Origin of the sequence: Streptomyces alfalfae (genome assembly GCF_004127445.1) — a bacterium.
Classification (GTDB): domain Bacteria; phylum Actinomycetota; class Actinomycetes; order Streptomycetales; family Streptomycetaceae; genus Streptomyces; species Streptomyces alfalfae.
On sequence record NZ_QEXM01000047.1, the window covers coordinates 24,245 to 45,927 of the forward strand.

The following is a 21,683-nucleotide window of genomic DNA, read 5'->3' on the forward strand; positions in this document are numbered from 1 at the left end:
GACCCGTTTCAGCAGCCGGCCGCCCGCGCCAGGAGCAGCGCGCGTTCGCGGCCGTTGCGCGTGAGCGAGGCCGCCCGTTCGAACTCCGCGCGGGCGTCCGCCGCCCTGCCGAGCCGTGCCAGGAGGTCGCCGCGCACGCTGGGCAGCAGGTGGTAGCCGCGCAGGGCCGGTTCGGCGGCGAGCGCGTCGACCAGGGCGAGACCCGCGGCGGGCCCCTCCGCCATGGAGACCGCGACGGCCCGGTTCAGCTCCACGACCGGGGAGGGCGCGCGGGCGGCGAGCAGGCCGTACAGGGCGGCGATCTGCCGCCAGTCGGTCTCCTCATAGGTGTGCGCGTGGGCGTGGCAGGCGGCGATGGCGGCCTGGAGCGCGTACGGGCCGAGGGACCGCCCCGAGGCCGTGGCCTGCGCGCGGGCCAGGGCGGCGTAGCCGCGCCGGACCAGCATCTGGTTCCAGCGGGCCCGGCTCTGGTCCTTGAGCAGCACCGGCTCGCCGGAGGGCCCCGTGCGCGCCGCCGCGCGGGAGGCCTGAAGCTCCAGCAGAGCGGCCAGGCCGTGCACCTCGGACTCCTTCGGCATGAGCCCGGCGAGGACCCTGGCGAGCCGCAGGGCGTCCTCGCAGAGGCCGGGGCGCAGCCAGTCGTCGCCCGCCGTGGCCGCGTACCCCTCGTTGAAGATCAGGTAGATGACTTCGAGGACCGAGCCGACCCGGGCCTCCCTGTCGGGCCCGTACGGGACCTCGAAGGCCACCGCCTTGGCGGCGAGGGTCCGCTTGGCGCGCACGATCCGCTGCGCCACCGTCGGCTCCGGGGCGAGCACCGCGCGGGCGATCTCCCCGGTGGTCAGGCCGCCGAGCAGGCGCAGGGTGAGCGCCACGCGGGCCTCGGCGGAGAGCACCGGGTGGCAGGCGGTGAAGACCAGGCGGAGCAGGTCGTCGTCGATGTCGTCGGGGTCGGCGGGCTCGTCGCGGTGGGGCGGCGCCGACGCCAGGTCTCGGCCCATTTCGGCCAGCTTGTCCGTGTAGCGCTCGCGGCGGCGCACGAGGTCGATGGCGCGGCGCTTCGCGATGGTCATGAGCCAGGCGCCCGGGTTGTCGGGGACGCCCTGCTCCGGCCACTGTTCGAGGGCGGCCACCAGGGCGTCCTGCGCCAGTTCTTCGGCGATGCCGACATCTCGCACGATCCGGGCGACCCCCGCGATGACGCGGGGGGCCTCCATGCGGAAGACGGTCTCGATGGCGCGGCGGGGATGCTCCGGCGAAGGGCTCACGGCCGTCCATCAGAGCACCCCGGCGCGATCATGGCAAAGGTCCCCGCGGGCCTGCCCGCGAGGCACCGGGCCCGTCAGCCCGCTTCGATCTCCCGCACCTCCGCGGTGATCGTCCAGTACTCCTCGTGCGTCTTGAGGAACCGCTTCGTCCACTCGATCGCCTCGGCCTTGTCCTTGGCCTGGATGATCGAGTAGCCGCCGATGACCTCCTTGGTCTCGGTGAACGGGCCGTCGGTGACGGACAGCTCCCCCTGGTCCCAGGTCACCCGGCTGCCCTCGGCGACCGGCTTGAGGCCGGCCGTGTCGAGCATGACGCCGGCCTTGGTGATCTCTTCGAGGAGCGCGCCCATGCGCTCCTGGAGCTCGGGGCTCGGACCGCCCTCGGGCGCGTTCTTCTCGTCGACGCGGATCATCGTCAGAAAGCGCGGCATGGTGGTCTCCCCACAGGTGGCGGCGAGGTCTTCTCCTCGCCTCTCACCCTGGCGTCGAACGGGGGACGCCCGAATCGACACCGCCGCGGAATCATTCTCGGAAGATTTCTCCGCGACGTCCGCGCGGGCCGTGTCACGCTCCCCCGCATGCCCTTCGACCACAACGACCACTACCACCGCCTGCTCCTGCGGAAGCTGCCGCCGCACGGCCGCACCGCCCTCGACATCGGCTGCGGCACGGGCCGCTTCGCGCGCCTCCTGGCGGCGCGCGGCTACGAGGTCGACGCCCTCGACCCCGCCCCGGACGTCATCGCCGCGGCGCGGGCGGCCGGCGGCGGCCCGCGCTTCCGCACGGCCGACGTGACGGAGGAGGACCTGCCCGAGGGCCGCTACGACGTCATCACCTGCCTGGCCAGCCTGCACCACATGCCGTTCGGCACGGTCACGCGCCTGCGCGCCGCCCTCGCCCCCGGCGGCGCCCTGCTCGTCCTCGGCTGCTACGCGGGGACGACGTGGTGGGACCTGGCCGCGGCGCCCGCCAACGCCGTGGCGCGGGTGGCGGTGTACGCGGGCGAGCGCCTGCGCGGCGCGCACGAGCCGCCGCTCGCGCCGCCCGTACGGCAGCCGGACATGACGCTCCCGCGGATCCGCGCCGAGGCCGCGCGGCTCCTGCCCGGCAGCGGTGTGCGGCAGCTGCTGTTCTGGCGGTACCTGCTGACGTATCAGCGAGACGGTTCGCAGCGGGACGATGCTCAGCGGGGCTGAGCGTCGGCCGACTCGAACCGCCAGCGGTGCACCGCCCGCGTCACGAGGTCCGGCGGGGGCTCCGGCAGCTCCGGCAGGTCGGCGTCGTAGGCCGCGTCCCACCAGGTGATGACGAGCACGCGGTCCTGCGGCGCCCTGAAGTGCTCCCGGCGCACCGGCTCACCCGGCAGCTCCCGCGCCCTGGCCCACGCGAGCAGGTCCCCGCCGCGGCCCTCGGCGGCGCGGGCCTCCCACATCAGCGCGACGGTCACGGGTACAGGTTCTCCTTGCTGACCTCGTGCACGTGGTCGTGGTCGTGGCTGTGCCCCGGCACGTGCGGCTCCGTGACCGGCAGCGACGAGTCCGCCGACAGGTCCCAGGAGGACGCCGCGCGGTTGCGCGCCACCATCTCCGCGCCGAGTGCGGCGACCATCGCGCCGTTGTCCGTGCACAGCTTGGGGCGCGGCACGCGCAGCCGGATGCCGGCCTTCTCGCACCGCTCCTGGGCGAGGGCGCGCAGGCGCGAGTTGGCGGCCACGCCGCCGCCGATCATGAGGTGGTCGACGCCCTCGTCCTTGCAGGCGCGTACGGCCTTGCGGGTCAGCACGTCGACGACGGCCTCCTGGAAGGACGCCGAGACGTCCCGCACCGGCACGTCCTCGCCCGCGGCCCGCTTCGCCTCGATCCAGCGGGCGACGGACGTCTTGAGCCCCGAGAAGGAGAAGTCGTACGGGGCGTCGCGCGGCCCGGTGAGCCCGCGCGGGAAGGCGATGGCCTCGGGGTCGCCCTCGCGCGCGTACCGGTCGATGACGGGGCCGCCGGGGAAGCCGAGGTCGAGCACCCGGGCGATCTTGTCGAAGGCCTCGCCCGCCGCGTCGTCGATGGTCGAGCCGAGCGGGCGCACGTCGGAGGTGATGTCCTCGGAGAGCAGCAGCGAGGAGTGGCCGCCGGAGACCAGGAGGGCCATGGTCGGCTCGGGCAGCGGCCCGTGCTCCAGCTGGTCCACGCAGATGTGCGAGGCGAGGTGGTTCACGCCGTACAGCGGCTTGTCGAGGGCGTACGCGTACGCCTTCGCGGCGGAGACGCCGACGAGGAGCGCGCCGGCGAGACCGGGGCCCGCGGTGACCGCGATGCCGTCGAGGTCCTTGGCGCTGACCCCGGCGTCCTTCAGGGCGCGCCGGATGGTCGGCGCCATGGCCTCCAGGTGCGCGCGGGAGGCGACCTCGGGCACGACGCCGCCGAAGCGGGCGTGCTCGTCCACGCTGGAGGCGACGGCGTCGGCGAGCAGGGTGGTGCCGCGGACGATGCCGACGCCGGTCTCGTCGCAGGAGGTCTCGATGCCGAGGACGAGGGGTTCGTCGCGCGAGTCAGCCATGAATCTCGGTTCCTTGTACGCCGGTTGCGGTGGTGGAGGGGTCGGTGCGGCGCATCACCAGGGCGTCCACGTTGCCGGGCTGGTAGTAGCCGCGCCGGAAGCCGATGGGCTCGAAGCCGAAGCGTTCGTAGAGCTTCTGGGCCCGGGTGTTGTCGACCCGCACCTCCAGCATCACCTCGGCGCACTCGAACGCGGTGGCGGCCTGGAGCAGGTCGGTGAGCAGGCGGGCGCCGAGGCCGGTGCCCCAGTGGTCGCGGGCGACGGCGATCGTCTGGACGTCGGCGAGGTCTCCGGAGGCGGCGAGCCCCGCGTATCCGACGAGGCGGTCGCCGTCCATGGCGACCACGTAGCGCCGGGTGGCGTGCGGGCCGCGGGCGTGGGCCAGCTCGGACCAGAACATCCCGCGCGACCAGGCGTCGTCCGGGAACAGCTCCTTCTCCAGGGCGAACACCGGGTCGATGTCCCACCAGCGCATCTCGCGCAGCACGGCTTGGGCGGTCACCTGGGTCACTTGGGGGTGACCACCTTGTAGTTCTTGGGCACCTGCGCGTCGGGGCGGCGCAGATACAGCGGCCGGGGCTCCAGCAGCTCCTCGCCGGCCGCGAGCCGCTCGGCCGCCAGGGCGGCGAGGGAGGCCGCCGAGACGTGCTCGGGGCCGCGGGCGTCGGGGAAGGCGTCGGGGTAGAGCAGCGCGCCCGCGCCGACCGCGGGCAGGCCCTCGACCTCGGCGGCGATGTCGGCGGGGCGGTCGACGGCAGGTTCACCCGTACGCGTGCGTGCGTCGTCGTAGCGCGCCCAGTACACCTCCTTGCGGCGGGCGTCGGTGGCGACCACGAAGGGGCCGCCGTCGATGCCGGAGGCGTACGCGAGGCCGTCCAGGGTGCACACGCCGTGCACCGGGACGCCGAGCGCGAGGCCGAAGGTGTCGGCGGTCATCAGGCCGACGCGGAGGCCGGTGTAGGGGCCGGGGCCCACGCCGACGACGACGCCGGTCACGGCGTCGAGCCGGAGCCCGGCGTCGGCGAGCACGCGGTCGACGGCCGGAAGCAGCAGTTCCCCGTGGCGGCGGGCGTCGACCTGGCTCGACTCCGAGACGACTCGGGAGCCGTCGTGGAGGGCGACGGTGACGGCGGGCGTTGCGGTATCCAGAGCGAGCAAGAGCACGCGAACAGCCTACGGCTCCGGCGCACGTCGCACGGCCGCCCCGGGATGTGCGGCGCCTGCTGCTACCGTCACCACGTAGCCGGAGGCAGTACGAAAAGGTGGGTGGCGCAAGGTGTCAAGGAGCAGCTCGGGATTCGTGGCCGGGCTCACCGCCGCCGCGCTCGCAGCGGTCGGTTTCCTCGCCTATCAGGCCTCGGCCAGCGCGCCCGACACCCTGGCCAAGCCCCCCGCCAAGTCCCCCGCCGCCTCCGCCTCGGGCTCCCCCAAGGAGAAGTCCCGCCCGGCGGAGGTGCCGCAGCGGTCCGGTGACGGGGAGCGGGTCGTGTACTCCCTGGGCGCCGACCGCGTCTGGCTGGTCGAGGGCTCCGGCAAGGTGCGCACCACGTACGAGGTGACGCCGGGCTCGGTCGACCCGGCCCCGGGCACCTACACCGTCGGCTCCCGCACCGGCTCGGTCACCGGCACGGACGGCGTGGCGATCGAGCACGTCGTGCGGTTCACGAACACCGACGGGGTGACGATCGGCTTCAGCGCGGCGGTCGACGGGGCCACGCCGAAGGCCGACCCCGCGAAGAAGACCGGCGGCATCCGTCAGTCGCGCGAGAACGGCAACGCGATGTGGAAGTTCGCCGGCATCAGCAAGAAGGTCGTCGTCGTTCCGTAGCGACTCCCCCCGTGGCGGCCGGGGACGCGGGCGGCGTGGACACCGCGCTCGCCGCCGCGCACGAGGCCAGCAGGTCGCTCATCGAGAGGCCCCCGGGGCGCACGGCGCCCACGGGCAGCCCCCGCGGCCGGGGCCGCGGTTCTACGTCACGTTCTGAAGCCGACATGGATGCCTCCTGGGGGCTTCGGGCAGACGTGGTTAGGTAGACCTAACCAGTTCCGTCACCCATGTGACCACGCCCGGCCCGCGCAGCGCAACAGTTTCCCGACGCCTTGTCGGAAACTCCGGCCGGGCGGCGGTCACGCGGAGAGCGCGGCCAGGTCCGCCTCGGTCCAGCGGGCGCCGAGGCCCCGGAGGGTCACCTCGCGGACCTCGTCCGCCGTGTCGCCCACCGCGCGGTCGATGACGACGTGCAGACGGTCGTCCGACAGCTCCTCGACCTTGCCGTCGCCCCACTCCACGACGATCACCGAGTCGGGGAGCGACACGTCGAGGTCCAGGTCCTCCATCTCGTCGAGGCCGCCGCCCAGGCGGTACGCGTCGACGTGCACCAGCGCGGGCCCCGCGCCGAGCGGCGGATGGACGCGGGCGATGACGAAGGTCGGCGAGGTGACGGCGCCGCGCACGCCGAGGCCCTCGCCGAGGCCTCGGGTCAGCGTCGTCTTTCCGGCGCCGAGCTCACCGGTGAGCATGACGAGGTCGCCGGGGCGCAGGATCTTGGCCAGGCGGCGGCCCAACTCGCCCATCTGTTCCGGGGAGTTGACCGTGATCGCGGCGGTGTTGGCGGGGGCCTGGTGGTGCGGTGCTTCCATGGCCTCCACGGTAGCGGCTGGAAGACCCCCGGCCCCGCCGCGTCACCGGTCGGACGTGCCCGTACCGGCCGCCGCGCGGCCCGCGCCCGCCCTGGCGATCAGCTCCACGAGGCGGTCCGTGACCAGCTCGGGGTGTTCCAGCATGACGAGGTGACCCGCGTCCGGCACGAGGACGAGCTCGGCGTCGGGCAGCAGCGCGGCGATCGCCTCGCTGTGCCCGCTCGGCGTGACCAGGTCCTCCGTCCCGGCCAGCACGAGCACCGGCAGCTCCGCGAAGTGCTCGAGCGCCTCGGCCTTGTCGTGCTCGGCGAAGGCCGGGTAGAACTCCGCGACCACGTCGATCGGCGTCGCCTCGATCATCCGCTCCGCGAACCGCGCGATGGCGGGGTCCACGTCCTTCCGCGAGAACGAGTACCGCTTGATGACGCCCGCGAAGAGGTCCGCGGTGGCCCGCCGCCCGCGCTCGACGAGATCGGCCTGCGAGCCGAGGGTCCGCAGCAGCCCCGGAAGGACGCGGCGCACCGCGTTCATCCCGGCCACGGGAAGGCCGAAGTTCACCTCGCCGAGCCGCCCCGACGACGTGCCGACGAGGGCGACGCCGACGACGCGCTCCCGGATCAGCTCCGGGAACTGGTCGGCGAGCGCCATGGTCGTCATGCCGCCCATGGAGTGCCCCACCAGGACGAGCGGCCCCTCGGGCGCCGCCGCGTCGATGACGGCCTTCAAATCACGCCCGAGCTGGTCGATGGAGACCGGCACGGCCCGCTCGACCTGGTCGACGCCGCGCCCCGAGCGGGCGTGGCTGCGCTGGTCCCAGTAGACGGCGCGGACGACACCGCGCAGGGCGGCGCGCTGGAAGTGCCAGGAGTCCTGGTTCAGGCAGTAGCCGTGGCTGAAGACGACGGTGACGGGCTCCGGGGCCCGGCGTCCGCGCCCGCGGAGACGGCGTGCGCGGGCGCCCCGGCCGCCGCCCCCGGCCGCCGCGTCGGCCTCCTCCGTCCCGATGTCCTCGACCTCGTACGAGAGCTCGGTGCCGTCATCGGCGTACGCCGTGCCCGGCATGCCCCGCAGTGAGCCGTAGGGGCCGGCGGCGTCGAGCGCGAGACGTGCCTTCTTGCGCATCCCGCGGCCGACGGTGAGCCGTTCTATGGCCACGCCCGCCGCCGCGCCCGCGGCGATGACGCCTATCGCGGTACCCGCGACCCCGGCGCGCCGCCAGCTCCCCGCCGCGGCGACGGCCTCCACCGCCGCGTCCGCCGCGGCAGCCCCCGTGCTGCTCTCGCTCACGTGCCGCTCCTCGTCAGTGGTCGAACCGCTCGTTCACATCTCTCCCGGCTGAGTCCGCTCATTCACGAAGACGCGGGGGACGCGGGAGCCGACGCGGGTGACGATCTCGTACGCGATGGTGCCCGCCGCGCGCGCCCAGTCCTCGGCGGTCGGCTCCCCCCGGTCACCGGGCCCGAACAGCACCGCCTCCGCGCCGGCCGGCGGCTCATCGCCGCCGAGGTCGACCACGAACTGGTCCATGGCCACGCGGCCCGCGACCGTCCGCCACTTGCCGGCGACGAGGACGGGGCCGGTGCCCGAGGCGTGCCGCGGGATGCCGTCGCCGTACCCGGCGGGGACGAGGCCGAGGGTGGTCTCGCCGGAGGTGACGTAGTGGTGGCCGTAGCTGACGCCGAGACCGGCGGGGACATGCTTGACCAGGGCGAGCGAGGCGCTGAGGGTCATCACGGGCCGCAGCCCGAAGTCCGCGGGCGTGCCCACCTCCGGGCTCGGCGAGATGCCGTACATCGCGATGCCGGGCCGCACGAGGTCGAAGTGGGTCTCCGGGAGCGTGAGCGTCCCCGGGGAGTTCGCGATGTGCCGGACCTCGGGGCGCACGCCCTGCCCCTCGGCGTACGCCACCATCTCCCGGAAGACGGTGAGCTGCGCGGCGATCGAGGGGTGTCCGGGCTCGTCGGCGCACGCGAAGTGCGACCAGAGGCCGGTGACCCGCACCAGCCCTTCGGCCTCGGCGCGCAGGGCCGCCGCGACCAGCTCCGGCCAGTCGGCGGGCGTGCAGCCGTTGCGGCCGAGGCCCGTGTCGGCCTTGAGCTGGACACGGGCGGTGCGCCCCGCCTCGCGGGCGGCGGCCGTCACCTCGGTGAGCGCCCACATCCCGCTGACCGACATGTCGAGGTCGGCCTCGACGCCCTCGCGCCAGGGCCCGCCCGGCGTCCACAGCCAGCACATCAGCCGCCCCTCGACGCCTGCGGCGCGCAGGGCCAGGGCCTCCTCGGGGGTCGCGGTCCCGACCCAGGTGGCGCCCGCCTCCAGGGCGGCCCTCGCACAGGGCACCATTCCGTGTCCGTACGCGTCGGCCTTGACCACGGCCATGAACGCGGCGTCCGGCGCGTGGGCACGCAGCGAGCGCACGTTGGCGCGGAGGGCGGCGAGGTCGATCTCGGCGCGGACACGGTGGGCGGCTGTCTCGTTCATCGCCCACCAGTGTCTCAGAGCCCGCCGTCCGCCCCTCTCCGTGGCGGTCCGCGGCCACCCGGCGGCGGACTCCCCCTCCAGGGCCGCGACGCCGGGCAGATCCGCACGACAGGCTCGCTTAGCCCCGCACGTCCCGCCAGGCCGCCGGAACGGCCTCCGCGACGTCCTGCGCGGCCACCGGAGCGCCGTCCGCCGCGTGGCGCGCGGCCAGGCCGTGCAGATAGGCGGCGACCGACCCCGCGTCACGCGCCGCGAGCCCGGCGGCCAGCAGGGACCCGGCGAGGCCCGACAGCACGTCGCCGCTGCCCGCGGTGGCGAGCCACGCGGTGCCCGTGGGGTTGACGCGGACGGGCCCCTCGGCGTCGGCGACCAGGGTGGTCGACCCCTTGAGCAGCACGGTCGCGTCGTAGCGCGCCGCCAGCTCCCGTACGGCGGCGAGCCGCGCCGACTCCACCCGCGCACGGTCGACGCCGAGGAGCGCGGCGGCCTCGCCCGCGTGCGGGGTGAGCAGCGTGGGCGCGCGCCGCGCACGGACCCGGCGCTCGTCGGCGAGCCGCAGGCCGTCGGCGTCGATCAGGACGGGGACGTCGGCGTCGAGCACGTCGAGGAGCCGGTCCTCGTCGTCGCCGAGCCCGGGGCCCACGGCCCAGGCCTGCACCCGCCCGGCCTTCGACGGCGGCCCCGCGGACACCAGGGCCTCGGGGAACCTGGCGATGACGGCGTCGGCGGCGGGCCCGGCGTACCGCACGGCGCCCGCGCCGCCGTGCAGCGCCCCGGCGACGCACAGCACGGCCGCCCCGGGGTAGCGGGCCGACCCGGCGACGACGCCCACCACGCCCCGGCGGTACTTGTCGCTCTCCCCGGCCGGCACGGGCAGCAGCCGGGCCACGTCGGCGTACTGGAGGGCCTCCAGCGCCCGCCGCTCCGGCGGCAGGTCGAGGCCGATGTCCACGAGCCGCACGGCTCCGGCGTACGCGCGCCCCGGGTCGACCAGCAGCCCCGGCTTGTACGCCCCGAAGGTCACCGTCACATCGGCGCGCACCGCCTCACCGCGCACCTCACCGGTGTCGGCGTCCACACCGCTCGGCAGGTCGACGGCGACGACGGTGGCCGTCCGCGCCGCCGCCACCAGGTGCGCAGCGCGCTCGCGCAGCCCGCCCCGGCCGCCGATGCCCACGATGCCGTCGACGACGAGCCGCGCGCCGGCGACCGCGTCCTCGGCCCGGCCGTCGCGCTCGTCGACGCCGTCCACGACACGGCCCCCCGCGGCGCGCAGCGCGGCCAGGCCGCCGGGGTGCGCCCGGTCCGGCGCCAGCAGCACCGCCGTGACGCCCGCGCCCCTGCGGGCCAGCCTGGCCCCCGCGTACAGCGCGTCACCGCCGTTGTCACCGCTGCCCACCAGCAGCGTGACCCGGCTGCCGTACACCCGGCCGAGCAGCCGGGCGCACTCGGCGGCGAGCGCCGCCGCCGCCCGCCGCATCAAGGCGCCCTCGGGTCCGCGGGCCATGGCCGCCCGCTCCGCCGCCCGCACCTCCGCCACACCGAAAGCACTTCGCATGGCCCCCAGTCTCCTCCCTCCCGCGGCGCCCCGCCCGGAGCCGCGGGCCGCTACGCCTCCGCCACCACCACCGCCGAGGCCACCCCCGCGTCATGGCTCAGCGACACGTGCCAGGCGCGGACGCCCAGCTCGGCGGCGCGCGCCGCCACCGTCCCGCTCACCCGGAGCCGCGGCTGCCCGGTGTCCTCCACGTACACCTCGGCGTCGGTCCAGCGGAGGCCTCCGGGTGCCCCCAGGGCCTTGGCCAATGCCTCCTTCGCCGCGAAGCGGGCCGCGAGCGAGGCCACGCCCCGCCGCTCCCCGCTCGGCAGCAGCAGCTCTCCGGGGACGAAGAGCCGCTCGGCCATCCCGGGCGTGCGCCGCAGCGCCGCACCGAACCGCTCGATCTCCGCCACGTCGATGCCAACCCCGATAATCACCGGATCAGCGTGACACACCCCACCCCGCCCGCCGCGCGCGCAGCCGTGACAATGAACTGTGATCTCTTCGGTCTCCGCGCCAATGAAGGCGCCGCGGAGCGCCCACCGGCACAAGCCGGAGGCGACTCCCTACGTCGACCTCACCCGCAGCGAGTGGAGCGCGCTGCGGGAGAAGACGCCGCTCCCCCTCACGGCGGCGGAGGTGGAGAAGCTCAGAGGCCTCGGCGACGTCATCGACCTGGACGAGGTCCGCGACATCTACCTCCCGCTCTCCCGCCTCCTGAACCTCTACGTGGGCGCCACCGACGGTCTGCGCGGCGCCCTGAACACCTTCCTCGGCGAGAAGGGCTCGCAGTCGGGCACGCCCTTCGTCATAGGGGTCGCGGGCTCCGTGGCGGTCGGCAAGTCGACCGTCGCCCGCCTCCTCCAGGCGCTGCTCTCCCGCTGGCCGGAACACCCCCGCGTGGAGCTGGTGACGACCGACGGCTTCCTGCTCCCCACCAAGGAGCTCGAAGCGCGCGGCCTGATGTCCCGCAAGGGCTTCCCCGAGTCCTACGACCGCCGCGCCCTCACCCGCTTCGTCGCCGACATCAAGGCCGGCAAGGAGGAGGTGACGGCGCCCGTCTACTCCCACCTGATCTACGACATCGTGCCCGGCAAGCGCCTCACCGTCCGCCGCCCCGACATCCTCATCGTCGAGGGCCTGAACGTCCTCCAGCCCGCGCTTCCGGGCAGCGACGGCCGCACCCGCGTGGGCCTCGCCGACTACTTCGACTTCAGCGTGTACGTCGACGCCCGCACGGAGGACATCGAGCGCTGGTATCTCAACCGGTTCAAGAAGCTGCGCCTGACGGCCTTCCAGAACCCGTCCTCGTACTTCCGCAAGTACACCCAGGTTTCCGAGGAGGAGGCCCTCGACTACGCCCGCACCACCTGGCGCACGATCAACAAGGTCAACCTCGTCGAGAACGTGGCCCCCACCCGCGGCCGGGCCGCCCTCGTCGTGCGCAAGGGCCCCGACCACAAGGTGCAGCGCCTGAGCCTGCGCAAGCTCTGACCCTTCACCGCTAGCCTGCGGGCCATGCTGCACCTTCGCCTGATCACCCCCGCCGACACCACCGACGAAGCGGTGCGCCTGATCGAGAGGACGACGGGGACCGCCCACTTGGCCGTGGTCCCCGGCGCCGCCCGCGCCCCCCGGGGGGACGTCGTCATGTGCGACGTCGCCCGCGAGGCGGCGGACGGGCTGCTCGACGACCTGCGCGCGCTCGGCCTGGACAGGACGGGCTCGATCGCGGTCGAGAACATCGACCTCTCCCTCTCCGAGCGCGCCGACAGGGCGGAGCAGGACGCGCCGGGAGAGGCCGCCGACGCGGTGCTGTGGGAGCAGCTCACCGACGCGACCCACGAGGAGTCGACGCTCTCGGCCACGTACGTCGCGTTCATCACCCTCGCCACGATGATCGCGGCCTGCGGTGTCGTCCTCGACAACGCGATCCTGATCGTCGGCGCGATGGCCGTCGGCCCCGAGTTCGGCCCGCTCGCGGGGTTCTGCACGGCCCTCGTCCGCCGTGCTCCCCGGCTGGCCCTGCGCGCGCTGATCGCGCTGCTCGTGGGGTTCGCGGCGGCGATGGCGGCGACCGTCGGGTTCAGCTACTTCATGGACGCGATGAACCTCTTCAGCGACGACGCCCTGCGGGCGGAGCGCCCGAACACGAACTTCATCTACCGCCCCGACTGGTTCTCGTTCGTGGTGGCGGTCCTCGCGGGCGCGGCGGGCACCCTCTCCCTGACCTCGGCTAAGTCGGGCGCCCTGGTCGGCGTGGCGATCTCCGTGACGACGGTCCCCGCGGCGGCGAACGCCGCGGTCGCCTTCAGCTACGCCGAGTACAAGCAGGCCTGGGGCTCCACCGAGCAGCTGCTGCTGAACCTGCTCGGCATCGTCCTCGCGGGTACGGCGACGCTGCTGGTCCAGAAGGCGCTCTGGGCCGGGCAGCGGCGCCGTGCCGCGAAGGCGGAGCGGGGTTAACCGAGCGCCGACTTCACCACGTCGGCGAGACGGCTCGCCACGGACCGCGCCTGCTCGATGTCGGCGGCCTCGACCATGACCCGCACCAGCGGCTCCGTCCCCGAGGGACGCAGCAGCACCCGGCCGGTCGAGCCCAGCTCGCGCTCGGCCTCGGTGACGGCCGCCGACAGCTCGGCCGAGGTCTTCACGCGGGACTTGTCGACGTCCGGCACGTTGATGAGGACCTGCGGGAGCCGCTTCATGACCCCGGCGAGGTCGGCGAGCGTACGCCCCGTCTCGGCGACACGCGCCGCGAGGAGCAGCCCGGTCAGCGTGCCGTCGCCCGTGGTGGCGTGGTCGAGGACGATGACGTGCCCGGACTGCTCGCCGCCGAGGGCGTAGCCGTGCTCCTTCATCGACTCGAGGACGTACCGGTCGCCGACGGCGGTCTGCACGAGCGCGAGCCCCTGCTCCTCCATGGCGAGCTTGAAGCCGAGGTTCGACATGACGGTGGCGACAACGGTGTCGCCGCGCAGCGTGCCGTGCTCCCGCATGGCGAGGGCCAGCACCGCGAGGATCTGGTCGCCGTCGACCTCCTCGCCCGCGCCGTCCACGGCGAGGCAGCGGTCGGCGTCCCCGTCGTGGGCGATGCCGAAGTCGGCGCCGTGCTCGACGACGGCGGCCTTGAGCAGGTCGAGGTGGGTCGAGCCGCAGCCGTCGTTGATGTTGAGGCCGTCCGGCTGGGCGCCGATCGTGATGACGTCGGCGCCGGCGCGGGCGAACGCCTCCGGCGAGACGCGGGCGGCGGCGCCGTGCGCCTCGTCCAGGACGATCTTCAGCCCGTCGAGGCGGTTGGGCAGCACCCCGAGGAGGTGCGCGATGTACTGGTCGAGCCCCTGGTCGTAGGAGCTGACCCGGCCGACGCCGGAGCCGGTGGGCCGCTGCCAGGGAGCGCCGGTGCGGTGCTCCTCGTAGACCGACTCGATGCGGTCCTCCAGCTCGTCGGCGAGCTTGTGGCCGCCGCGGGCGAAGAACTTGATGCCGTTGTCCGGCATGGCGTTGTGGCTGGCGGAGAGCATCACGCCGAGGTCCGCGCCGAGAGCGCCGGTGAGGTGCGCCACCGCGGGGGTCGGCAGCACGCCGACGCGCAGGACGTCCACGCCCGCGCTCGCGAGGCCCGCGACCACCGCGGCCTCCAGGAACTCCCCGGACGCGCGCGGGTCCCGCCCGACCACGGCCTTCGGCCGGTGGCCCTCGAAGGTGCCCGCCTCGGCCAGTACGTGCGCCGCCGCCACGGAGAGTCCGAGCGCGAGCTCGGCCGTCAGATCCGCGTTGGCGACACCACGCACGCCGTCCGTGCCGAAGAGTCGTCCCACTGCTGTCCTCCGAACGTTCCAAAAGCTTTCGGAAATGCTCCGAACTTGTCCCCCGCTGTCTGCCCCCTGTTCACAAGAGGGTGCCAGGGACCAAGCGGTTCCTGATAGACGAACGCCCCGGCAGCACAGTCTGTGCCGCCGGGGCGAACGAAGCAGTACAAGCAGGCAGCGATTAGCGCTTGCTGTACTGCGGAGCCTTACGGGCCTTCTTGAGACCGGCCTTCTTGCGCTCGACCGCACGGTCGTCGCGCTTGAGGAAGCCGGCCTTCTTGAGGGCGCCGCGGTTGTTGTCGACGTCGGCCTCGTTCAGCGCACGGGCGACACCGAGACGGAGCGCACCGGCCTGGCCGGAGACGCCGCCACCCGCGATGCGGGCGATGACGTCGTAGCGGTCGTCGAGCTCGAGCACCTTGAAGGGCTCGTTGACTTCCTGCTGGTGGACCTTGTTCGGGAAGTAGTCCTCGAGCGTCCGCCCGTTGATCTTCCACTTGCCGGTGCCCGGGACGATCCGGACGCGGGCGATGGCGTTCTTGCGACGGCCCAGGCCGGCGGCCGGCTGCGGGTCGCCGAAGCGCGCGGCGTTCGACTCGGAGGTGTACTCGCCCTCGACGGGCGCCTCGGACTCGGTGGTGTACTGCTCGACGTCGGCGATCTCGGTCTCTTCGACCGGCTGCTCAACGGTGGTCTCGGCCACGATTCTCCTCAGATTTCTTTTCGTCTTTGGGGGTGGCCGGAACTACTGCGCGACCTGGGTGATCTCGAACGGGACCGGCTGCTGAGCGCCGTGCGGGTGCTGGTCGCCCGCGTAGACCTTCAGCTTCGAGAGCATCTGACGGCCCAGGGTGTTCTTGGGGAGCATGCCCTTGACGGCCTTCTCAACGGCCTTCTCGGGGCTCTTGGCGAGCAGCTCGTCGTAACGGACGGAACGCAGACCACCCGGGTAGCCGGAGTGGCGGTACGCCATCTTCTGGGTCTTCTTGTTGCCGGAGAGGTGCACCTTCTCGGCGTTGATGATGATGACGAAGTCACCGGTGTCAACGTGAGGGGCGTAGATCGGCTTGTGCTTGCCACGCAGAAGGGTGGCAGCGGTGGTCGCCAGACGGCCCAGGACGATGTCCCGGGCGTCGATGACGTGCCACTGGCGGGTCACATCGCCGGGCTTGGGGCTGTACGTACGCACGGTGTCGTAGCCTTCGCTTCTTCAGAGGTGGGGTCCTGACATGGCCACCACGGACGATGTACGACAGCCCTGGCGGACCTCGGTGACGCAACCGAGTCCTGCCGCTGGTCATCGGCCCGGTGGACCGGTGTAAGGGCCCCTCACGTGAGAATGAGAAAGCCAATACACATAACGAACTCGCAGAATACCCGCGCTGGCCCGTACGGGTCAAAACGCGGGCCTGGAGACCGGCGAACCGGCTCCACCGACATGGGCGGCCTGTGAGACACCAGGATAACCGGCCCGCGCGCCTGCCCCCCGAGTCCGGCCGCGGACCACCTGTCCGGCCCCGGCCGAGCGGTCCGCCTCAGCCGCCGGGCGCCGCGGTCTCCGCGTCGGCCCGCCGCCCGCCGGCCGCCACGCCCTGCGGCGCCCCGCGCTCCCCCGCGACCCCGCCCACCAGGCAGTTCCCGCCCAGCGTGCCCGCTAGGAGACAGAGCGTCGCCGCGTCCTTGAAGGCCCGCCGGGTCCCCGGCTCCAGCCACGGCCAGGCGAACCCCGGGACCTGCGGCACGAGCGCCAGCCAGAACCACGGGGTGCGCCCCGGCGCCCCCGGCGTGAGCACCCCGGCGAGCAGCAGCGGCAGGACGACCAGCAGGTAGTGGTCGTAGGAGGGGCGGGAGACGAGAAAGGCCGAAAGCATGAGCATGGTGGCGCACTCCGCCACCCGCGCGGGCCCCTCGTCCCCTCTCCCCCACCGCCGCCAGGCACACCACACCCCGGCCGCGGCGGCGCCGCCCGCGAGCAGCGTCGCCAGGGACTGCGGCGCCCCGAGCCGCCCGAGCACCGCGGCCGGCGAGGCCTCGTAGAGCCGTACGAAGGCGTCGTCGCCGCGCAGCAGGAAGGGCAGCGTCCGGGTGAAGAACCCGGCGGGGTCCGGCATCGTCAGCGCGGCCCCGAGCGAGGCCGCCACGGGCAGCCCGACCACCGCGGCGAGCCCCCGCCACCGCCGGGCGAAGACGAAGAGCAGCGCGACGGGCACCAGCAGGGGCTTCACGGCCACGGCGGCGCCGATCACCAGACCGGCGGCGGTCCAGCGGCCCCGGGACGCGAGCAGCGCGCCGAGCGGCAGGGCCGCCGCCGACGCCACCGTCCAGTTGCCCAGCTCCACGAGGTGCCCGAAGGGGGCGAAGCCGAGCGCGAGCCCGAGCAGCCCGTACGCCGCGAACCGGCTGCGCCAGGAGACCCCGTACAGCCGCAGCGCGCACGCCCACCCGGCGACGAGCCCTGCGGTGACGCCCGCCGGGACCAGGAAGCGTGCCGCGGCGGTCGGCAGCAGGGCCTGCGGCACGGCGGCGAGCACGGCCCCCGGCAGATAGAGGAAGTGCCGGTCGGCGTAGGGCGAGCGCCCGTGCAGCCAGGCCTCGGCGGCCCGCACCACGATGGCGTTGTCCATGCCCCCGTCCGGCGCGCGCAGCCCGACCCGGACGACCGCGGCGAGCAGCACCGCCCCGAGCACCGCGAGGACGTGCCACTCGGCAGGCCGCGACATCCACCCCGTAACCGCCGTTTTGCCCGTTTCCATGCGGCTCAGGCTAGGCCGCGAACCCCCCGCGACCCCGGCTCAACATCCGTGACGGCCCGTCTAAGATGCGGCCCATGAGCTTTGGGCAAGGGGGACCTCAGTGGAGTCCGGGCGGCACGGGCGGCCCCGGGGGCGGACCCACACCCGACTGGGCGGCGCTCGCCGAAGCCTCCGAGGCGCGCACCCGGCGGCGCAAATGGCTGATGATCGGCGGCGGCGCGTTCGCCACGATCGCCATCGCGGCGGGGGTGGCCGTCGCCGTCGTCTCCGCCAACAGCGACGACGCCTCCGCGTCGAACAAACCGGCGAGCGAGCTCCCCGCCACGGCCGAGATCCCCGGCGCGAGCAAGGACCCAGGCCCCTCCTTCGAGGCGACCACGCCGCCGCCCCCGCCGGACCCGAAGGACTTCATCTCCAGCGCCGAGAAGGACAAGGCGCCGCTCACCGCCGAGGGCCTCTTCCCCGGCAAGACGTTCACCTCGGGCGAGACCGTCTACAAGAAGGGCGCGACCGACAGCGCCAAGAGCTGCGCCTCGGTCACCCAGCCCGCCCTCGGCGCGATCCTCACCAAGAACGACTGCACCCGCCTGATCCGCGCCAGCTACGTCAAGGACGGCATCGCGGTCACGGTCGGCGTCGCCGTCTTCGACACCACGGCCAAGGCCGAGAAGGTCAAGGACCAGGTCGAGAAGGGCCTGGTCACCGCGCTGCCCGGCAAGGGCGTGCCGGGCTTCTGCCAGACCGGCGTCTGCCGCGGCACGTACAACGCCTACGGCCGCTACGCGTACTTCACCACCACCGGCTACACCAGCGGCAAGGACGTCACCACCGGCGACCGCAAGGCCTACGGCGTCGGCGACACCATGGCCCGCTTCGCCTTCCAGCGCATTCACGCGCGGGGCGAGGCCCAGGCGTCGGCCGCGGCGACCGGTCCCGAGTAGTCCGGCCGCCGGGCCCTTCGCGGTTCCGGCCGCTCAGCAGCAGCCGGCGCCGGGCAGCGTCCGCTTGTTGCGCGCCTCCTTGTTGCGCGCGGCGAGCAGCTCGTCGGCGGGGTAGCCGACCTCTTCGAGGGTGAGCCCGTGGGGCCGCACGACGTGCACGGCGGAGTCCCGCACCCCGGCCGCGAGCACCTTGCCCGGCCACTCCACGGGCCGGTGCCCGTCGCCCACGAACAGCATGGCGCCCACCAGGGAGCGCACCATGTTGTGGCAGAAGGCGTCGGCCCGCACGGTGGCTTCGAGGATGCCGTCGTCCCGCCGCACCCACCGCAGCTCCTGGAGCGTGCGGATGGTCGTCGCGCCCTCACGCCGCTTGCAGTACGCCGCGAAGTCGTGCTCGCCGATCAGCCGCTCGGCGGCGGCGTTCATGGCGTCGAGGTCGAGCTCCCAGTCGTGCCACAGCACATGGCCGCGCAGCAGCGGGTCGACGCCGCCCGGGTGGTCGGTCACGCGGTAGGCGTACCGCCGCCACACGGCCGAGAACCGCGCGTTGAACCCGGCGGGCGCCTCGGCGACCCTCCAGATCCGCACGTCGTGCGGCAGCCGCCCGGCGAGCCTGCGCAGGAGCTTGTCCCGGTGCTCGGCCCACACGTCCTCCGGCAGGTCGACGTGGGCGACCTGCCCGCGCGCGTGCACCCCGCTGTCGGTCCGGCCCGCCACGGTCAGCTCGTACGTCTCCTGGGACCGCGTCACGGTCCGCAGGGCGGCCTCGATCTCCCCCTGGACGGTCCGCTGCCCCTGCCGCTGCTTGGCCCAGCCGGAGAAGTCCTTGCCGTCGTACGAAAGGTCAAGACGTACCCGGACGAACCCGGGCTCTGCTTCGTCACTCACTCCTGGATCCTCTCAGGCAACGAAAAGCGGGCCCGCCCCTGGCAAGGGACGGACCCGCATCGCCCCGAAGGGGCGCGGGGAACTGCGCGACCGGCCGCGAAGCCCGCAGCCGAACGCACAGCCCCCGGCAGAACGCTTACGCGTCCTTCGACTCCTCGGCCGGAGCCTCGTCGGCCTTGGCCGTGTCGACCTTGGCGTCGGTGGCCTCGGCGTCCTTGGCGGCGCGCTTCGTGGCGGCCTCGGCCTCACCGGTGGCCTCCTGGGCCACGGTCAGGGCCTCGACCAGCTCGATGACCGCCATGGGCGCGTTGTCGCCGCGACGGTTGCCGATCTTGGTGATGCGCGTGTAACCACCGGGGCGGTTCTCGTAGCGCGGGCCGATCTCCGTGAAGAGCGTGTGCACGATGCTCTTGTCGGTGATGACGGACAGCACCTGGCGGCGGTTGTGAAGGTCGCCCTTCTTCGCCTTGGTGACCAGACGCTCCGCGTACGGACGCAGGCGACGGGCCTTCGCCTCGGTCGTGGTGATGCGGCCGTGCTCGAAGAGCTGCTTGGCGAGGTTCGCCAGCAGAAGCTTCTCGTGCGCGGCGCTGCCGCCCAGACGGGCACCCTTGGTGGGCTTCGGCATGGTGTTTCTCCTAGTGATCTGCCCCGGCCGTATCAGGTACCGAGGTCAGTGGCACCCGCGCCCCGTCAGGGGCGCGGGGAACTGCGCGATCTACCACAACGATCCCGCAGCCAAATTCAAACCGCTGGTCCCGAGCTCTTAGTACTGCTCGGTCTCGACGAAGCCCGCGTCGGCATCGTCATCCGCGCCGAAGGCGTCGGCGGCGGCGGTCGGGTCGAAGCCGGGAGGCGAGTCCTTCAGCGCGAGACCCATGCCGTTGAGCTTCATCTTGACCTCGTCGATCGACTTCGCACCGAAGTTGCGGATGTCGAGCAGGTCCGCCTCGGAGCGGGCGACGAGCTCACCCACGGAGTGGATGCCCTCACGCTTGAGGCAGTTGTACGACCGAACGGTGAGCTCCAGCTCCTCGATCGGCAGCGCCAGGTCGGCGGCGAGGGCGGCGTCCGTCGGGGACGGGCCCATGTCGATGCCCTCGGCGTCGATGTTGAGCTCGCGCGCCAGACCGAACAGCTCGACCAGGGTCTTGCCTGCGGACGCCATGGCGTCGCGCGGGCGCATGGCCTGCTTGGTCTCGACGTCGACGATCAGCTTGTCGAAGTCGGTGCGCTGCTCGACACGGGTCGCCTCGACCTTGTACGTGACCTTGAGCACCGGCGAGTAGATCGAGTCGACCGGGATACGGCCGATCTCCTGGCCGACCTGCTTGTTCTGCACGGCGGAGACGTAGCCGCGACCGCGCTCGACGGTCAGCTCCATCTCCAGCTTGCCCTTGCCGTTGAGCGTGGCGAGGACGAGGTCGGGGTTGTGCACCTCGACACCGGCCGGCGGGGCGATGTCGGCGGCGGTGACCAGACCCGGGCCCTGCTTGCGCAGGTACATCACGACCGGCTCGTCGTGCTCCGAGGAGACGACCAGCTGCTTGATGTTGAGGATGAGGTCGGTGACGTCCTCCTTGACGCCCGGCACGGTGGTGAACTCGTGCAGGACGCCGTCGATGCGGATGCTGGTGACAGCAGCGCCGGGGATCGACGACAGGAGGGTGCGGCGGAGGGAGTTGCCGAGGGTGTAGCCGAAGCCCGGCTCCAGCGGCTCGATCACGAACCGGGAGCGGAATTCGTCGACGACCTCTTCGGTCAACGAGGGACGCTGAGCGATCAGCATGAAATGTTCCTTCAGTCAGGGGCACCCACTATTTGATGCCCTGCCCGGGGCCAGGCCCCATGGTGTTACGCATTCAAGGGTACGGGCGGCACGGACTCGAAGAGCCGTACCGCCCGGAACCTCGGATCAAGCGACGTGCGTCAGACGCGGCGGCGCTTGGGCGGACGGCAGCCGTTGTGCGGCGTGGGCGTCACGTCCTGGATCGAGCCGACCTCAAGGCCGGTCGCCTGGAGCGAACGGATGGCGGTCTCACGACCGGAACCCGGGCCCTTGACGAAGACGTCGACCTTGCGCATGCCGTGCTCCTGCGCGCGACGGGCAGCCGACTCGGCGGCCATCTGCGCGGCGAACGGCGTGGACTTGCGCGAGCCCTTGAAGCCGACGTGGCCGGCGGAGGCCCACGAGATCACGTTGCCGGTCGGGTCCGTGATGGACACGATCGTGTTGTTGAACGTGCTCTTGATGTGAGCGTGCCCGTGGGCGACGTTCTTCTTTTCCTTGCGGCGCACCTTCTTGGCAGCGCCCTGACGACCCTTGGGGGGCATCTATAACTCCTACGGGAGGTGGTCGGTCCTGCAGCGTCAGCTGTCGATAGACCGCTGAGCGAGGACTACTTCTTGCCCGGCTTCTTCTTACCGGCGATGGCGCGACGCGGGCCCTTGCGGGTGCGGGCGTTCGTGCTGGTGCGCTGACCACGGACGGGCAGGCCACGACGGTGACGCAGGCCCTGGTAGCAGCCGATCTCGACCTTGCGGCGGATGTCGGCCTGGATCTCGCGACGGAGGTCACCCTCGGTCTTGATGTTGGCGTCCACGTACTCGCGGATCTTGACGAGGTCTTCCTCGGTCAGGTCGCGGACGCGGGTGTTGCGGTCCACCTCGGTGGCGTCCAGCGTCTGCTGGGCCAGCGTGCGGCCGATGCCGAACACGTAGGTGAGGGCGACCTCGATGCGCTTTTCGCGCGGGAGGTCAACGCCTTCAACGCGTGCCATTCATGGCTCCTGTTGATTCTTCGGAGGTCT

25 protein-coding genes are annotated in these 21,683 nt (G+C 73.1%); 5 read left to right on the forward strand and 20 right to left on the reverse strand.

Annotated features, from left to right (window positions below):
- Positions 1-8: 8 nt before the first annotated feature.
- Both DCW30_RS29260 and DCW30_RS29265 read right to left on the reverse strand, forming a co-directional pair.
- Complete coding sequence (locus tag DCW30_RS29260) at positions 9-1,268, reverse strand: RNA polymerase sigma factor (RefSeq protein ID WP_076684947.1); 1,260 nt, start codon at positions 1,266-1,268, stop codon at positions 9-11.
- A gap of 74 nt (positions 1,269-1,342) precedes the next feature.
- Positions 1,343-1,699, reverse strand: coding sequence for a YciI family protein (locus tag DCW30_RS29265; RefSeq protein WP_076684948.1), 357 nt, complete (start codon positions 1,697-1,699; stop codon positions 1,343-1,345).
- Between the two features lie 147 nt (positions 1,700-1,846).
- On the opposite strand from DCW30_RS29265, the gene DCW30_RS29270 reads away from it, so the two are divergent.
- Positions 1,847-2,464 (forward strand): class I SAM-dependent methyltransferase, encoded by a 618-nt coding sequence (locus DCW30_RS29270; RefSeq protein ID WP_076684949.1) that lies wholly within the window; start codon positions 1,847-1,849, stop codon positions 2,462-2,464.
- Here the strand turns inward: DCW30_RS29270 and DCW30_RS29275 are convergent.
- The 4 genes from DCW30_RS29275 to tsaB are packed head-to-tail and all read right to left on the reverse strand — an operon-like array spanning position 2,452 to position 4,982.
- The gene (locus tag DCW30_RS29275) at positions 2,452-2,715 is read right to left on the reverse strand and encodes a hypothetical protein (protein ID WP_062775196.1); all 264 of its coding nucleotides are present in this window, start codon (positions 2,713-2,715) and stop codon (positions 2,452-2,454) included. The genes DCW30_RS29270 and DCW30_RS29275 overlap by 13 nt on opposite strands.
- Positions 2,712-3,818 carry a tRNA (adenosine(37)-N6)-threonylcarbamoyltransferase complex transferase subunit TsaD gene (gene tsaD, locus DCW30_RS29280; RefSeq protein ID WP_076684950.1) on the reverse strand — a complete coding sequence of 369 codons (1,107 nt, stop codon included), beginning with the start codon at positions 3,816-3,818 and terminating at the stop codon, positions 2,712-2,714. The genes DCW30_RS29275 and tsaD overlap by 4 nt, the downstream gene beginning before the upstream one ends.
- Positions 3,811-4,293 carry a ribosomal protein S18-alanine N-acetyltransferase gene (gene rimI / locus DCW30_RS29285; protein WP_062775295.1) on the reverse strand — a complete coding sequence of 161 codons (483 nt, stop codon included), beginning with the start codon at positions 4,291-4,293 and terminating at the stop codon, positions 3,811-3,813. The genes tsaD and rimI overlap by 8 nt, the downstream gene beginning before the upstream one ends.
- A gap of 32 nt (positions 4,294-4,325) precedes the next feature.
- The gene (tsaB, locus tag DCW30_RS29290; protein ID WP_076684951.1) at positions 4,326-4,982 is read right to left on the reverse strand and encodes a tRNA (adenosine(37)-N6)-threonylcarbamoyltransferase complex dimerization subunit type 1 TsaB; all 657 of its coding nucleotides are present in this window, start codon (positions 4,980-4,982) and stop codon (positions 4,326-4,328) included.
- Positions 4,983-5,094: 112 nt separating this feature from the next.
- On the opposite strand from tsaB, the gene DCW30_RS29295 reads away from it, so the two are divergent.
- A complete protein-coding gene (locus DCW30_RS29295; RefSeq protein ID WP_076684952.1) occupies positions 5,095-5,646 on the forward strand; it encodes a hypothetical protein in 552 nt (183 codons plus the stop codon).
- A gap of 299 nt (positions 5,647-5,945) precedes the next feature.
- On the opposite strand, the gene tsaE is transcribed toward DCW30_RS29295, so the two are convergent.
- From tsaE to DCW30_RS29325, 5 genes are all read right to left on the reverse strand, one after another.
- Positions 5,946-6,467, reverse strand: a complete 522-nt coding sequence (tsaE, locus tag DCW30_RS29305; protein ID WP_076684954.1) for a tRNA (adenosine(37)-N6)-threonylcarbamoyltransferase complex ATPase subunit type 1 TsaE — start codon at positions 6,465-6,467, stop codon at positions 5,946-5,948.
- Between the two features lie 33 nt (positions 6,468-6,500).
- Positions 6,501-7,745, reverse strand: coding sequence for an alpha/beta fold hydrolase (locus tag DCW30_RS29310; RefSeq protein WP_076684955.1), 1,245 nt, complete (start codon positions 7,743-7,745; stop codon positions 6,501-6,503).
- A gap of 33 nt (positions 7,746-7,778) precedes the next feature.
- A complete protein-coding gene (gene alr, locus DCW30_RS29315; protein ID WP_062775182.1) occupies positions 7,779-8,939 on the reverse strand; it encodes an alanine racemase in 1,161 nt (386 codons plus the stop codon).
- Positions 8,940-9,057: 118 nt separating this feature from the next.
- Positions 9,058-10,497: a bifunctional ADP-dependent NAD(P)H-hydrate dehydratase/NAD(P)H-hydrate epimerase gene (locus DCW30_RS29320; protein WP_076684956.1), complete on the reverse strand. Its 1,440-nt coding sequence runs from the start codon at positions 10,495-10,497 to the stop codon at positions 9,058-9,060.
- 50 nt (positions 10,498-10,547) lie between these two features.
- Positions 10,548-10,916 (reverse strand): holo-ACP synthase, encoded by a 369-nt coding sequence (locus DCW30_RS29325; protein WP_062775178.1) that lies wholly within the window; start codon positions 10,914-10,916, stop codon positions 10,548-10,550.
- Positions 10,917-10,998: 82 nt separating this feature from the next.
- Here DCW30_RS29325 and coaA point away from each other — a divergent pair, with 82 nt between their 5' ends.
- Positions 10,999-11,973, forward strand: a complete 975-nt coding sequence (coaA, locus tag DCW30_RS29330; RefSeq protein ID WP_198503436.1) for a type I pantothenate kinase — start codon at positions 10,999-11,001, stop codon at positions 11,971-11,973.
- 24 nt (positions 11,974-11,997) lie between these two features.
- Entirely contained in the window at positions 11,998-12,945 is a 948-nt protein-coding gene (locus DCW30_RS29335) for a DUF389 domain-containing protein (RefSeq protein WP_076684957.1), read from the forward strand.
- Here the strand turns inward: DCW30_RS29335 and glmM are convergent.
- The 4 genes from glmM to DCW30_RS29355 form a co-directional block, all read right to left on the reverse strand.
- Positions 12,942-14,300 (reverse strand): phosphoglucosamine mutase, encoded by a 1,359-nt coding sequence (gene glmM, locus DCW30_RS29340; RefSeq protein WP_076684958.1) that lies wholly within the window; start codon positions 14,298-14,300, stop codon positions 12,942-12,944. The two genes, DCW30_RS29335 and glmM, sit on opposite strands and share 4 nt — an antisense overlap.
- 172 nt (positions 14,301-14,472) lie before the next feature.
- A complete protein-coding gene (rpsI, locus tag DCW30_RS29345) occupies positions 14,473-14,994 on the reverse strand; it encodes a 30S ribosomal protein S9 (protein ID WP_076684959.1) in 522 nt (173 codons plus the stop codon).
- Between the two features lie 42 nt (positions 14,995-15,036).
- On the reverse strand, positions 15,037-15,480 hold the full coding sequence (rplM, locus tag DCW30_RS29350; protein ID WP_076684960.1) for a 50S ribosomal protein L13: 444 nt from the start codon (positions 15,478-15,480) through the stop codon (positions 15,037-15,039).
- Between the two features lie 346 nt (positions 15,481-15,826).
- A complete protein-coding gene (locus tag DCW30_RS29355) occupies positions 15,827-17,044 on the reverse strand; it encodes a glycosyltransferase family 87 protein (RefSeq protein ID WP_076684961.1) in 1,218 nt (405 codons plus the stop codon).
- Positions 17,045-17,118: 74 nt separating this feature from the next.
- Between DCW30_RS29355 and DCW30_RS29360 the strand changes: the two genes are divergently transcribed.
- On the forward strand, positions 17,119-17,985 hold the full coding sequence (locus DCW30_RS29360; RefSeq protein ID WP_076684962.1) for a hypothetical protein: 867 nt from the start codon (positions 17,119-17,121) through the stop codon (positions 17,983-17,985).
- A 33-nt stretch (positions 17,986-18,018) separates the two neighbouring features.
- On the opposite strand, the gene truA is transcribed toward DCW30_RS29360, so the two are convergent.
- From truA to rpsM, 5 genes are all read right to left on the reverse strand, one after another.
- Positions 18,019-18,873 carry a tRNA pseudouridine(38-40) synthase TruA gene (truA, locus tag DCW30_RS29365; protein ID WP_076684963.1) on the reverse strand — a complete coding sequence of 285 codons (855 nt, stop codon included), beginning with the start codon at positions 18,871-18,873 and terminating at the stop codon, positions 18,019-18,021.
- A 136-nt stretch (positions 18,874-19,009) separates the two neighbouring features.
- Positions 19,010-19,501, reverse strand: coding sequence for a 50S ribosomal protein L17 (gene rplQ, locus DCW30_RS29370; protein ID WP_062775159.1), 492 nt, complete (start codon positions 19,499-19,501; stop codon positions 19,010-19,012).
- Positions 19,502-19,639: 138 nt separating this feature from the next.
- A complete protein-coding gene (locus DCW30_RS29375; RefSeq protein ID WP_016645160.1) occupies positions 19,640-20,662 on the reverse strand; it encodes a DNA-directed RNA polymerase subunit alpha in 1,023 nt (340 codons plus the stop codon).
- Positions 20,663-20,802: 140 nt separating this feature from the next.
- Positions 20,803-21,207 (reverse strand): 30S ribosomal protein S11, encoded by a 405-nt coding sequence (gene rpsK / locus DCW30_RS29380; protein ID WP_003948617.1) that lies wholly within the window; start codon positions 21,205-21,207, stop codon positions 20,803-20,805.
- A 65-nt stretch (positions 21,208-21,272) separates the two neighbouring features.
- Complete coding sequence (rpsM, locus tag DCW30_RS29385) at positions 21,273-21,653, reverse strand: 30S ribosomal protein S13 (RefSeq protein ID WP_030782528.1); 381 nt, start codon at positions 21,651-21,653, stop codon at positions 21,273-21,275.
- Between the last annotated feature and the right edge of the window lie 30 nt (positions 21,654-21,683).